This window comes from Bacillus haikouensis, assembly GCF_013179555.1.
Classification (GTDB): domain Bacteria; phylum Bacillota; class Bacilli; order Bacillales; family Bacillaceae_B; genus Rossellomorea; species Rossellomorea haikouensis_A.
On record NZ_JABMCR010000094.1, the window covers coordinates 1 to 14,549 of the forward strand.

Consider the following 14,549-nt stretch of genomic DNA (forward strand, 5'->3'; position numbering starts at 1 on the left):
TATAAATCCTTACCATACTGGACTAACAAATCAAAAAGAGGTGAAGCGCCTTGTTCAAGGAAATGGATATTGATGAATTACTGAAGTCCGGCAAAGAGGACTTTGTTTTAGCCGACGTTCGGTCGCCTCAGAATATGAAGAAATGAAGATCGTACTTATTCAGTTGGTGAAATATACAAGTTTTTCACCAGGTGAATGATCGTGCTTATTCAGTTGGTGAAATATACAAGTTCTTCACCAGGTGAATGATCGTACTTATTCAGTTGGTGAAATATACAAGTTCTTCACCAGGTGAATGATCGTGCTTATTCAGTTGGTGAAATATACAAGTTTTTCACCAGGTGAATGATCGTGCTTATTCAGTTGGTGAAATATACAAGTTTTTCACCAGGTGAATGATCGTACTTATTCAGTTGGTGAAATATACAAGTTCTTCACCAGGTGAATGATCGTCGATACCGGGAAGTTACAACATTCCTGTATTCGATGACAAAGAAAGAGCGGAAGTGGGAACACTTTATAAACAAGTGAGCAAAGATGATAACAAAGTAGATGAGAGAACAATCATCATAGAGGTGGTGAAGAAATGGAAGGCTCGTTATTATCTGAGGTATTCCCGGGATTGAACGAAAGTGAACAAAATCAATGGTTGAGGGCTGCGATTATGTCAATCCATGATGGGGTCCTGATTATTGATGAAGAAGGAATTGTAAGACTTGTGAATCCTGAATATACAAGGATCACCGGAGTTTCACCAGAAGAAATTATCGGTAAGGAATTGAGGAGCGTTCGTCCAAAAGCACAACTTCGAGAAACGCTGAATGACGGACTGACAAGAGTCGGAATATATCGGAAGGAAGGCGAAGTCGAGTACGTAGTCGATATGGCTCCCATTCTGTTGAATAATGAAATAATAGGTGCTGTTTCTATATGCAAGGGACTTACAGAGGTTCATAAGCTTTCAATGGAATTAAAAAAGAATAAAGAAAAAATAAGTCAGTTAAAACAGCAGATGAATTCACTTTACGAAGCTAAATATACCTTTGAACAAATTATCGGGGCTAAGGGAGGATTACAGGAAACTGTCCGTTTAGGGAGTAAAGCAGCCGTATCTGATCTACCTGTACTCATTTCGGGGGAAAGCGGCACAGGTAAAGAACTTTTTGCACAAGCAATTCATAACGCAAGTTGTCGTTCTGACCGTCCATTTGTTCCTGTGAATTGTGCGGCAATCCCTGCTTCATTAATTGAGAGTGAGTTGTTTGGTTATGAAGAAGGTACGTTTACAAGTGCTAAAAAAGGGGGGAAGATGGGTTTATTTGAAGTGGCTCATGAAGGAACCATTTTTCTTGATGAAATTGGCGAACTCTCCTATGAACTTCAAGCCAAGCTTTTACGGGTTTTAGAAGAAAAAAAGGTACGCCGGGTGGGTTCCACAAGGGAAAAACGAATAAATGTCAGAGTTATTGCGGCTACAAATAGAGATTTACATCAATTAATAGAAAAAAATCACTTTAGAGAAGATTTATTTTACAGGCTGAATGTATTGAATCTGTATCTAAAACCGCTTCGGGAAAGAAGGGAAGATATTCCTGAAATCATTCATTCTATATTAGAAAAAAGCAGTTATAATAATTTATTTAGGTATGAACTGGATGATTTTGCAGCGGAAATACTTCAGGAACATGATTGGGTGGGGAATGTTAGAGAGCTGAAAAATGCTATGGATTACGCCATTTGTATGACTGAAGATCGACTCATCAAAGCTCGGCATCTACCAGAATCAATCTATAAAGAATCATTTGCAGGTCATAATATTAGATCTTTAAAAGAGACCACAGAAGCAGCAGAAAGGGATAAGATCATCTCTACCCTCAATCAATTCGGAGATGATGTTGAGGACAAAAAGAAAGTGGCAGAAATATTGGGAATTTCCCTGGCTACTCTATACAATAAAATGAAGAAGCACAGGATTAATTATAAGTGAAATTCTAAGAATTTAGAAATAGTGCATACTTCATTCTAATAATTTAGAAGTTATTATGATCTAACCCTGAAAGGGATTTGCAGAGAAAAATAAACATAAACCCTGTTTAGATTTCTAAATTATTAGAAAACGATTTTAGAAAACGCTTTCATTAAGCGTTTTTTTTATTGGCACGAAAGTTGCATAGCTATAGGTAGAAATAACTTCTTATTCAAACGAAGGGAGGATATAAAAAACGTCGCATTTGTTGGTTGATGAAAAATGAAATTACATTCGGAGGTGTTGACTATGTTGAAAATTGGCAGTGGTGCAGGTTTTTCAGGTGATCGATTGGAGCCTGCAGTGGAGTTGGTGAAAAGAATAGATTTAGATTATTTAATTTTAGAATGTTTGGCTGAAAGAACAATAGCAATTGCACAGAAAGAAAAGCTTCATGATCCTGCAACGGGCTATGACCCTTTATTAGAAGAAAGGATGTATGCATTACTACCTGAATTGGACGTTAAACGATTTAGAATCATTTCTAATATGGGTGCAGCGAACCCTGAAGCTGCAGCTAGGAGGATAGTAGAAATTGCAGATGAATTAAATATATCAATAAAAGTCGCTGCGGTAGTGGGAGATGATGTGGTAAACAAGTTACCTGGGAATTTAACTCTGTTAGAAAATGAAAAGACGGTAAATGATATCTCTCATAAAATTTCTGCTAATGCCTATCTCGGTGCCGATTCTATACTTCCTGCATTAGAATGCGAAGCAGATATCATTATTACCGGCAGAGTTGCAGACCCTTCACTCGCTTTGGCTCCAATGATTCACCACTTTAATTGGGACTTGGACAATTATGAATTACTCGGAAAAGGTACGGTCATCGGTCACCTATTAGAGTGTGCAGGACAAATTACAGGAGGCTATTTTGCAGACCCTGGTTTAAAAGAAGTACCTCATCTTGCTCAACTGGGTTTTCCTTATGCAGTAATAAATGCCGATGGAGATGCTGTAATTACAAAGCCGCACGATACCGGGGGATTGGTAAACCTTCAAACAGTCAAGGAGCAGCTGCTTTATGAAGTTCACGATCCAAGTCAATACATCACTCCAGATGTAAAGGCTGATTTTAGTACAGTATCATTGGAAGAAATTGCAGAGAACGAAGTACGGGTGACAGGCGGCAGTGGTAAAGAAAGGCCAAATACCTACAAAGTCTCTATTGGATATCAGGCTGGTTTTATAGGAGAAGGAGAAATATCTTATGCGGGGAGTACTGCTTTTGATAGAGCAAAGTTAGCGGAAGACATCATAAAAGAAAGGTTAGGCAAATTAGAAGGAATGGATGACATCAGATTGGACTTAATCGGGGTTTCAGCCATTCACAGAACCTCATTTGAAGAGTACAGACCTTATGAGGTCAGATTGCGTGCAGCTGCTTTAGTAGAAAATGAGGTACTCGCTAAAAAAGTTGGCAATGAGGTAGAGGCCCTATATACGAACGGTCCATATGGAGGCGGAGGTGCCAGGAAAAGAGTGTCGGAGTGTATTGGGATTGTGTCCGCATTTCTTTCAAGGGAAATTGTTGATTTGGATAGAAAAGTAGAGGTGTTTGAAAATGACTAAGTCGATAAAACTTTATGAAATTGCCCACAGCAGAACCGGGGATAAAGGAAATATCATAAATTTGTCCCTGATTCCTTTTCATGAGAAAGACTATGAATTCCTTAGGGAAAATGTGACCGGGAATAAAGTTAAGAAGCACTTGAAGGATATAGTGAAAGGCGAGGTGAAGCGTTACGAACTCCCGTCTATAAAGGCTTTTAACTTTGTATGCACGAACAGTTTACTTGGAGGAGTTACAACTTCACTCTCCCTGGATACACATGGGAAAAGTTTCAGCAGTGCTCTTTTAGAGATGGAGTTGCAAATTCCAATTGAAGGTGACTGATATTCTTGCGGCGGGATGGGGAAGTGCCTGATACTGAATTGAAATCATAGGGGGAGTTTTATGTTATCATTATTCGGATTTTTAACAATAGCGGTCTTCTTATATCTTATATTATCAAAGAGAGTTTCGGTTATTGTAGCGCTCATATTAGTTCCATTAATTTTTGCATTACTTGCAGGGTTTACGAAAGAATTAGGAAAATTGATGCTGGATGGAATTGCAGGTGTCGCTCCGACTGGGATCATGCTGGGGTTTGCCATCTTATATTTTGGTGTTATGAACAATGCAGGATTGTTTGATCCCATCATCTCCAGAGTATTAAGACTTGTAAAAGGGGACCCTTTAAAGATTGTAGTTGGAACTGCAATAATTGCAATGCTTACTCATTTAGATGGTTCAGGAGCCTCTACTTTTTTGATTACCATTCCGGCACTATTACCGTTATATGAAAGACTGGGGATGAGCCGGCTTGTATTAGCCGGTATGGTGGCGCTCGGGGCAGGAGTAATGAATTTATTGCCTTGGGGTGGTCCGACAGCCAGAGCCGGGACGGCATTAGAGCTGGACCCGGCAGTGATATTCAATCCATTGATACCAGCCATGATTGCAGGCGTTTTTTGGGTTATATTTGCAGCATACTACCTGGGAAAAAAAGAAAGAAACCGTATTGGTATTCAAGATTTCCAATATGATTTCCAAAAGGAATTGTCCAAGGAAGAAATGAATATGAGAAGACCTGGATTGTTCTGGTTTAATTTACTCTTAACGATCATAACGATCGCTGCCCTTATAAAAGTCTGGCTCCCTCTTCCTATTGTATTTATGGTAGCATTCGCGATTGCTTTAATTGTTAATTATCGTAAGTCGGAGGAACAACAAGAACAAGTAAGGCTTCAAGCGTTGGGGATGGTTACGGTAGTTTCGATTATTTTTGCAGCTGGTATTTTCACTGGCATCCTTTCAGGTACCGGCATGATTGAAGCCATGGCTCAATCATTAGTAAGTATCATTCCTGAAGGAATAGGTGGAGCAATGTCGATATTAGTGGCTGTTATAGCCATGCCGCTTAGTTTATTGTTTACCCCGGATGCTTATTATTTTGGAGTCCTTCCGGTTCTTAGCGAGACGGCGGGTATCTATGGCGTTGCTCCTGTAGAAATGGCTCGCGCTTCAGTACTTGGACAAATGACAACAGGATTTCCTCTAAGCCCATTAACTGCCTCTACATTTTTACTAATCGGATTGGCAAGAGTGGAATTGGCCGATCACCAAAAGTTTATTTTTAAATGGGCGTTTGGAACAACCATTGTTATGACTATAGTTGCCATTATTACTGGAGTAATTATTTAATACTAAAACGTTAAATATGTCGATATCATACTGATTATTTCCTGGAAAATGTCGAAATAGATAAAAGAAATGCAGGTTAAACCTATCTCTTATCAGGCTGAAGAGATAGGTTTTTTTATATCCGGGAAAATTGGTGGAAAACTATAAAGATAAATATTGACCAAGTAGTGCACAACATAGTTTATCATCGTAGTGAGAGGTGGCTCAGAATGTACAAAGTTAGTGAGTTTTCAAAGATGACGGGGCTAAGTAAAGAAACACTGCGGTATTATGCAGATATCGGGTTACTGGAGCCGGTTTTTATCGATCAAAACAACAAATACCGCTACTATGATAACAATTCGTATCTTGTTGCAAGATTATTGGTGTACTTGAGGCGCTTCAATTTCACCATTCAGGAAATGCTGGCAGTTGTAAATGATGAATCATTTGAAAACCTTGAAGGGTTAATCAGGGAAAAGAAAAAAGCTTTAGAGGCAGAAGTAACACGGCTTCAGGAAATTATTGAAGATATGGATGATTTTTTTGAACTTGGAATAGGGGATGATACAAATGATTAAATGGCACGAAGAACGCGTCATACCAGTGAACATTGAAGTGATTTGGAAGTTGTTTGAACTTGAAAACATTCAGCGCATCATGCCGAATGTAATTGAAAACAAAGTGTTGGAGCAAAAGGAAGGCATGGCGGGATCGAAATATCAACAGAAATACAGAGAAGGAAAACGTATCGAGACGTATATTGTAGAAAATCTGGAATATGAAAACACGCCGCAAAGAAAACATAATAAAATCGGATTCACCCTGGCAAAGGCATTTGAAATCGAAACCAGTTTTACGCTGGTTAAAATGAATGAAGAAGAAACAAACTTTATCTACAGCGGTCAGAACAAAGGATTGAACTTCCTGGGGAAAGTGCTGTTAAAACTTGGAGGAGAGAAAAACAACAACAAAGTTGTCAGTGACTTCATAAATCGGGTGGAAAATGAATCATTAATAGAAGAAAGTAAAAAGTAACCTCGAAAGTTAAGAGGTTATTTTTTTTAGGATTATTAAAAGTTTAAGGGGAAATTAAATAAACAGTTCTAAACAGCCCGAAACAGACGAAGATTCTGCGTTTCACTTTGCAGTAAGTTTTTTAGAGAACAAGATTTTATAATGTTGTTCGAGTTCAAAAGAATCCTGGTTTTAAATCTGATAATATGAACATTTAAAACGTTACATATACACGAAAAAAGATCAGGAATTTCGCTGTTCATAAAAAAATTTTTTTAGAAATTTTTCACATAAAAATTCAAAAACATTAATAAGTATGTATCTTTCTCCAAACGATTTTTGAAAACGATTTCTTTATTGAAATAGCAAGGTTTTAAAGTTTTAGAAAATTTAGTAAAATAGTGAATTTCCTGTTTGGTTTCCTTCTGAATATTCGACAAATATCGATGCTGAAAGGGTTAAAACCATTAACTAAATTTTTCGTTTTTTTTAATTTTCATGATATACTAACAAAAAATAAGAAAATTCGATTAAAAGATTTTATTATCTTTCAATAATAGTAGTTAAGAAGAGGGGGACATTATGTATGAAAAATAATCTTCCTGTAGCGCAGGGATTGTATGATCCGGCGCATGAACATGAAGCATGCGGTATCGGAATGATTGCCAATATAGATGGCAGAAAATCACACAATATCGTCCAAAACGCGATTAATATCCTTTGCAACCTTGAACACCGCGGCGGACAATCCGCCGATACCAGCACTGGTGACGGGGCTGGGATCCTTACACAAATTCCTCACAGATTTTTCAAAAAGCAGTGCGAAAAAGAGGACATCATCTTGCCGGAAGAAGGTGAGTATGGAGTCGGGATGGTATTCCTTCCCGAACAATATGACTCTCGCATGCAGAGCAAGGAGCTATTTGAACGCATCATCAATGAAGAAGGTCAAAAGATTCTTGGATGGAGACCGGTTCCTATCAATGATTCATTTGTAGGTAAAGTCGCCTCGAAATCAAAGCCGTTTATCCGCCAGGTATTCATCGGGGCTTCTGAAGATATGACTACCAGAATGGATTTTGAAAGAAAGCTTTATGTAATCCGGAAACGGATCGAGAAAGAAACATCACAGATTGAGGAACTGAAAGACGTATACTTGTGCAGCTTATCTTCAACAACCATTGTATACAAAGGGATGCTCATTCCCGAACAGCTCGATTCCTTTTATATTGACCTCAATCATCCTGAGTTCCAATCCGCACTGGCTCTGGTGCATTCCCGCTTCAGTACGAATACATTTCCCAGCTGGCAGCGATCACATCCTAACCGATATACCATCCATAATGGTGAATTTAATACATTAAGAGGAAACGTCAACTGGATGAGAGCACGTGAACAGCTGTGCCACTCTTCTGCATTCAGTGAAGAAGATATGGAGAAAATCCTTCCGGTCATTGATGAGGCAGGCAGTGATTCATCCATGTTCGATAACGCATTCGAGTTTCTTCACCTGTCAGGAAGGTCGCTCGCGCATACGGCAATGATGATGGTACCGGAACCTTGGGAAAATGATGAGACAATCCATCCGAAGAAAAAAGATTTCTATGAATATCACAGTTGTCTTATGGAGCCGTGGGACGGGCCTGCAGCGCTTGTGTTTACAGATGGTAAACAAATCGGGGCATGCCTTGACCGTAACGGACTGAGACCGGCAAGATATTATGTCACGAAGAATGGCATGATTGTCCTTGGTTCTGAAGTAGGTGCCCTGGATATCTTTGCTGATGATATCGTCTACAAGGATCGCCTCCAGCCTGGGAAGATGCTCCTTGTCGATCTGGAAAAAGGGAGAATGATCCCGGATGAAGAAATCAAGCTCAGAGTGGCGAATGAACAGCCGTACAGGTATTGGCTGAATAACAATAAAAAAGAACTTAAGGATCTGACGGAATCTCCATTCGGTTCAGAAATCTTCACCTCTGAGGAAGTATTGATCCAGCAGCAGGCGTTCGGATATACTACCGAGGAAGTAAACAAACTCATAAAACCTATGGTGACAGATGGGAAAGACCCGGTCGGTTCGATGGGGTACGATTCTCCTCTGGCTGTCCTGTCAAAGAAACCTCAGCTGTTATATAACTATTTCAAGCAATTGTTTGCTCAAGTCACGAATCCGCCGATCGATGCCATCCGTGAGCAGATCGTCACTTCCGTGGGAACGACGATCGGTGCTGAAGGCAACCTGGTGGATCCTGGTCCGGAAAGCTGCCGTCATATCCGCCTTGAGACACCGGTATTGACCTGTGAAGAGCTTGAAAAGCTTCGATATCAAAACGAGGAAGGCTTCAAAGCGGTCACATTGTCTACCTTATTTAAAGTAACCGAAGAAGAGGACCAGCTTGAATCAGCGCTGGACCGTTTGTTTGGTGAGGCTGATGCCTCCATTAAAGAGGGAGCGACATTGCTTATCCTGTCGGACCGCGGAGTAGCAGCGGAACGTGCAGCCATTCCTGCATTACTGGCTGTATCGGGATTGCATCAACACCTCATCCGTCAGCGTACCCGCACGAAAGTCAGCATTCTTATTGAGTCAGGGGAGCCGAGGGAAGTTCATCACTTTGCTACTTTGCTTGGATACGGAGCCGAAGCGATCACTCCATATCTCGCATATGAGTCACTCCGTGAGCTTGTGAATAAAGGTGAGCTTCAGCTTAAGACTCACAGGGAAGCTGTGAAAACCTATGTTAAAGCGGCGACGGATGGTGTCATGAAAGTCCTTTCAAAAATGGGGATATCAACCATCCAGAGTTACCGCGGAGCACAAATTTTCGAAGCGATCGGTATTCATAAGGAAGTGATTGATAAATATTTCACTCGGACTTCTTCAAGATTGGGCGGAGTCAAGCTTGATATCATTGAAAAAGAAGTGCTTATGCGCCACCGCAAAGCTTTTGTCGATAGAAAAGACTACAACCGTACATTGGAATCAGGTGATGATTTTCAATACCGTAAAAATGGCGAAGACCACCAATACAATCCAAGTACGATTCATACGCTTCAACATGCTTGCAGAACGAACAACTTTGATACATTCAAGAAATATTCTGCGATGCTGACAGATGAGAAACAAAACCTGCAATCTCTTCGCGGACTTCTTTCCTTTAAAGAAAGACAGCCGGTTCCGATCGAAGAAGTCGAATCGGTGGAAGAAATCTGCAAGCGATTCAAGACTGGAGCGATGTCATTCGGTTCGATCAGTCAGGAAGCCCATGAAGCGCTGGCTGTCGCCATGAACCGTATCGGTGGAAGAAGTAACTCCGGTGAGGGCGGAGAGCATCCAAACAGATTCACACGGGATGAAAATGGAGACCTGCGCCGAAGCTCGATCAAGCAGGTTGCTTCCGGACGTTTCGGGGTGACAAGCCACTATCTTGTGAACGCTGATGAAATTCAAATTAAAGTTGCACAAGGTGCGAAGCCCGGTGAAGGCGGACACCTGCCTGGCAAGAAGGTTTATCCATGGGTGGCAGAGGTGCGCGGATCCACTCCGGGAGTAGAGCTTATTTCACCTCCTCCTCACCATGATATATATTCAATTGAGGATCTTGCAGAGTTGATTCATAACCTGAAAAACGCAAATCCACAGGCACGGATCAGCGTGAAACTGGTATCGGCTGTCGGCGTTGGGACGATAGCTGCTGGTGTGGCGAAAGGCCGTGCGGATGTAGTGCTGATTTCAGGCTATGATGGAGGGACGGGTGCCGCTCCAAGAACGAGCTTGAAGCATACCGGCCTCCCTTGGGAAATCGGACTGGCAGAAGCACATCAGACCCTGCTGCTGAACCGCCTGCGTGACCGCATTGTTGTGGAGACAGACGGGAAAATGATGACGGGCCGAGATGTGGTTGTAGCTTCCTTGCTTGGCGCGGAAGAGTTTGGTTTCTCAACTGCACCCCTTGTGGTCCTTGGGTGTGTCATGATGCGCGTATGTCATATGAATACTTGTCCTGTCGGTATTGCTACACAGGATCCCGAGCTTCGCAAGAAATATATGGGTGACCCTGAACATGTGGCGAATTTCATGAGATTTGTTGCACAGGAAGCAAGGGAATTGATGGCTCAGCTTGGTTTCAGAACGATCAATGAAATGATCGGACGTACAGATGTCCTTCAATCAAATGAGGCGATCGACCACTGGAAAGCGAAGGGCCTCGATTTATCTGCACTTCTTCATCAGCCGGATGTACCTGAGAAAGTGAGCCGATATGCTGTCAGAAAGCAGGATCATGAACTTGAGAAAACGTTTGATTACCAGGAACTGATCCCAAGATGCCGGAAAGCAATTGAGAATAAGGAGCCAATCGAAGTTTCGACTGCTATCCGTAACATTAACCGTGTTACAGGTACGATGCTTGGGAGCGAAATCACCAAGCGCTATGGTGCGGAAGGACTGCCGGAAGACACGATCCGCCTGAAGTTCACTGGTTCTGCCGGTCAGAGCTTTGGTGCCTATATTCCTAAAGGATTGACATTGCGGCTGGTCGGGGATGCAAATGATTTTGTTGGAAAAGGATTATCCGGCGGTAAAATCATCGTTCATCCTGATCCTACATCCACGTTTGTTCCGGAACGGAATACAATCATAGGGAACGTTTCTTTCTACGGTGCTTCAGGTGGTGAAGCATACATCTATGGAATTGCCGGGGAGCGTTTCTGTGTTAGAAACAGCGGCGCGAATGTAGTGGTAGAAGGCGTCGGCGATCACGGTTGTGAATACATGACTGGCGGCAAGGTTGTCATCCTGGGCCGTACCGGGCGTAATTTTGCCGCAGGTATGTCCGGTGGAACCGCTTATGTATTGGATGAGGAGGGAGCATTCAGTTCCCGCTGCAATAAGGAGCTTGTTCTTCTCCAGCCATTATTCGATCCAGAAGAAACGAAGGAAGTATATGATCTGATTCAAAACTACGTTAATTATACAAACAGTGCAAATGGTAAGAAGATATTAGCTAATTGGGACGCGTATGTATCCAAATTTGTACGTGTGATTCCGAAATCTTATCTGAAAATGAAAGAAAGAATATCAGAGCTTGAAAACAGCGGATTAGAGAAATACGAAGCTGAAATGACAGCATTCGAAGAAAGTACAAAAATTTTAGAACCTGCTAAATAAGAAAAGCGGAGGGGCTTTGGTCAGAGGCGGGTGGCATAAGACGAATTGGACATGAAGGCGCACTTTGCCTTCCTGGCCAATTTGACTTATGACATGTGCCTCTAAGCCCCGGAGCTGGCCAAAAGAAAAGCGGAAGCGCCTTGTTCAGCCCCGACAAGCGTTGAAGGGGCGACCGGTGAAGTCGCACTATGACTTCAGTGGTTGGACCGAAACGTCTCGAGGGGCTGGGCGCAGAAGCTGGACAATAATCGAGCTGAATTTTACTTTCTTATAAAAAAAAGGAGGGGGATATGAATGGGAAAACCAACTGGTTTCATGGAATACAAGAGACAACCGCTGGATGAAAGAAATCCTGCCGAACGAACGAAAGACTGGAGTGATTATACACTTCCCCTTTCAGAGGAGGAGGTCAGGAAGCAGGGGGCGCGTTGCATGGACTGCGGTGTCCCGACTTGTCAGTCCGGCATGGAGCTTGCAGGAGTCACGACAGGATGCCCTGTTTATCATCTGATTCCAGAATGGAATGACCTGGTATATCAAGGACAATGGAAAGAAGCGTTGAAACGGGAACATGAAATGAATAACTTCCCGGAGTTCACAGGCTTTGCCTGTCCCGCACCTTGTGAAGGGGCATGTGTCCTTGGCATCAATGAACCTCCTGTCGCAATTCGGACAGTGGAGAGGTCCATTATCGAGAAAGGGTTTGAAGAGGGATGGGTCGTGCCTCAGCCTCCTGAAATCCGGACAGGCAAACGGGTAGCGGTAGTAGGTTCCGGTCCAGCCGGACTTGCCGCGGCAGCCCAGCTGAATAAAGCAGGTCATCTGGTAACGGTATTCGAACGAAATGACCGTTTAGGCGGACTCTTAACCTATGGAATCCCTGAAATGAAGCTTCCATACTCAGTAGTGAAGAGACGTGTGGATATTCTTGAAAAAGAAGGTATTAAATTTATTACAAATACAGAAGTGGGAAAGGACATTTCCGCTTCGGAATTGAAGAGTGAATTTGATGCGGTCATCCTTTGCGGGGGTGCGACGGTTCATCGTAATTTAGAGGTAGAAGGCAGAAGCTTGAAGGGTGTCCACTACGCAATGGACTTTCTGCACGCCAATACAAAAAGCTTATTGGATTCAAATTTCGAAGACGGAAACTACCTTTCAGCAGCAGGTAAAAACGTGATTGTCATCGGCGGCGGTGATACAGGTACAGATTGTCTGGCAACATCCATCAGACATAACTGCAAGACCCTGACGCAATTTGACATTTATGCAAAAAAAGGGGCGATCCGCGATGAAGTCGGAAATCCATGGCCGCAATACCCGATCATCCATCGTGTGGAATATGGACAGAAGGAAGCGGAAGAAGTACTCGGTCACGATCCTCGTGCCTATGCCGTAATGACGAAGAAATTCGTCGGGGATGAAGATGGTCATATCAAAGAAGTTCACACGGTGAACGTTTCATTGAAAATCGATGAAAAAGGTAATCGTATCCGTGAAGAGCTTCCAGGAACGGAAAAAGTCTGGCCAGCCGACCTTGTCCTTCTCGCGATCGGCTTCAGCGGACCCGAGCAAGGTCTGTTGAAGGAGCTTGAAATTGAAACGAAAAGCAACTCGACTGTCGATGCAGAGTACGATAAGTACACAACAAATGTTGATGGCGTCTTTGCAGCAGGAGACATGCGCCGCGGTCAAAGCCTGATTGTCTGGGCGATAAATGAAGGACGCGGTGCAGCCCGTGAATGTGATCGATTCTTGATGGGGACAACAGAACTTCCCTAGTTATCGAAAACAGACCTCCAAGCGATATCTTTCTTGGAGGTCTGTTTTGGTATCAAAATAATTAAAGAATACTTGTCGTTTCCATAATTTTCTATTACTATTCTACTAAGTCATAAGTCTCTTTTCTTCGATGTTTTTTAAGGTGAAAATAAATGAAAGGGTTTTCATTTAAGAATTCATATGATTCTAAACTCGTACACTTGTGAATAGTTTCTACTAGGGGAAGTTTTGTCTGTTCTCGGACAAAACTTCCAGCCTATCAAAGGCGGGATGTGATGTCAGAGATTTCATTAGTGCGAGGAAAGAATCAGCCGAGAACTCACACGATAGGGGGAAAAGAAAATGATGAAATATTTACAAAGGATCGGACGGTCTCTGATGCTTCCGGTTGCCGTGCTTCCGGCAGCAGCGATTCTGATGGGAATCGGATATTGGATCGATCCTACAGGATGGGGGGCAGATAGTCCGGTTGCGGCTTTCCTGATTAAAGCCGGCTCATCGATCATTGATAACATGTCTATACTGTTCGCCGTCGGGGTTGCCTTGGGAATGGCGAAAGCAAAGGACGGCTCCGCAGCACTTAGCGGGCTGGTAGCTTTTCTCGTCATTACGACACTGCTTTCAACAGATGCAGTAGCATTGCTGCAGGGAGTGGCAGCTGAGAGTGTAAATCCTGCATTTGAAAAAATAGAAAATCAGTTCGTCGGTATTCTTTCTGGACTTGTAGCAGCCAGCATGTATAATCGTTTCAGTCACGTGAAGCTGCCGGATGCGCTCGCATTCTTCAGCGGTAAACGACTGGTGCCGATCATGTCGGCTGTGGCGATGCTGGTTGTATCCGGCATCATGTTATTCGTATGGCCGGTCATCTATACGGCGCTTGTTTCATTTGGTAAGGAAATCAGTGCCCTGAGTTTTACTGGTGCAGGTCTGTACGGATTCTTCAACCGTCTATTGATCCCGACAGGTCTTCATCACGCCTTAAACTCGGTGTTCTGGTTTGATGTTGCCGGAATTAATGATATCGGGAACTTCTGGGCGGGCAATGGCGAGAAAGGTGTCACCGGAATGTATCAGGCTGGATTCTTCCCAGTCATGATGTTTGGATTACCGGCGGCTGCTCTCGCCATGTATCATGCAGCCAAGCCTGCCAAGAAGAAACAAGTCGCATCTCTGATGCTTGCTGCAGGTTTTGCGTCGTTCTTTACCGGGGTCACAGAACCCCTTGAGTTCGCGTTTATGTTCGTTGCGCCTGCTCTTTATGTTGCGCATGCAGTGTTGACAGGTTTATCATTGGCTATTGCTTCGTTCTTCCAATGGAC

General features: G+C 42.8%; 9 protein-coding genes. All 9 read left to right on the top strand.

Annotated features, from left to right (window positions below; all coding sequences use genetic code 11):
• The first annotated feature begins 586 nt into the window (after positions 1 to 586).
• Positions 587 to 1,987: a sigma-54 interaction domain-containing protein gene (locus HP456_RS10880; protein WP_172250895.1), complete on the top strand. Its 1,401-nt coding sequence runs from the start codon at positions 587 to 589 to the stop codon at positions 1,985 to 1,987.
• Between the two features lie 288 nt (positions 1,988 to 2,275).
• Positions 2,276 to 3,601: an acyclic terpene utilization AtuA family protein gene (locus HP456_RS10885; RefSeq protein ID WP_172250897.1), complete on the top strand. Its 1,326-nt coding sequence runs from the start codon at positions 2,276 to 2,278 to the stop codon at positions 3,599 to 3,601.
• Positions 3,594 to 3,926, top strand: a complete 333-nt coding sequence (locus tag HP456_RS10890) for an AtuA-related protein (protein ID WP_172250899.1) — start codon at positions 3,594 to 3,596, stop codon at positions 3,924 to 3,926. Before HP456_RS10885 ends, HP456_RS10890 begins: the two co-directional genes overlap by 8 nt.
• Positions 3,927 to 3,986: 60 nt before the next feature.
• A complete protein-coding gene (locus HP456_RS10895) occupies positions 3,987 to 5,276 on the top strand; it encodes a CitMHS family transporter (protein ID WP_172250901.1) in 1,290 nt (429 codons plus the stop codon).
• Between the two features lie 209 nt (positions 5,277 to 5,485).
• Positions 5,486 to 5,836: a MerR family transcriptional regulator gene (locus HP456_RS10900; RefSeq protein ID WP_172250903.1), complete on the top strand. Its 351-nt coding sequence runs from the start codon at positions 5,486 to 5,488 to the stop codon at positions 5,834 to 5,836.
• Positions 5,829 to 6,293, top strand: coding sequence for an SRPBCC family protein (locus HP456_RS10905; RefSeq protein WP_172250905.1), 465 nt, complete (start codon positions 5,829 to 5,831; stop codon positions 6,291 to 6,293). Before HP456_RS10900 ends, HP456_RS10905 begins: the two co-directional genes overlap by 8 nt.
• A 565-nt stretch (positions 6,294 to 6,858) precedes the next feature.
• Positions 6,859 to 11,445 (top strand): glutamate synthase large subunit, encoded by a 4,587-nt coding sequence (gene gltB, locus HP456_RS10910; RefSeq protein ID WP_172250907.1) that lies wholly within the window; start codon positions 6,859 to 6,861, stop codon positions 11,443 to 11,445.
• Between the two features lie 294 nt (positions 11,446 to 11,739).
• On the top strand, positions 11,740 to 13,227 hold the full coding sequence (locus HP456_RS10915; protein ID WP_172250909.1) for a glutamate synthase subunit beta: 1,488 nt from the start codon (positions 11,740 to 11,742) through the stop codon (positions 13,225 to 13,227).
• Between the two features lie 342 nt (positions 13,228 to 13,569).
• On the top strand, positions 13,570 to 14,549 hold a 980-nt coding region (locus tag HP456_RS10920; protein ID WP_172250911.1), incomplete at its 3' end, for a PTS transporter subunit EIIC.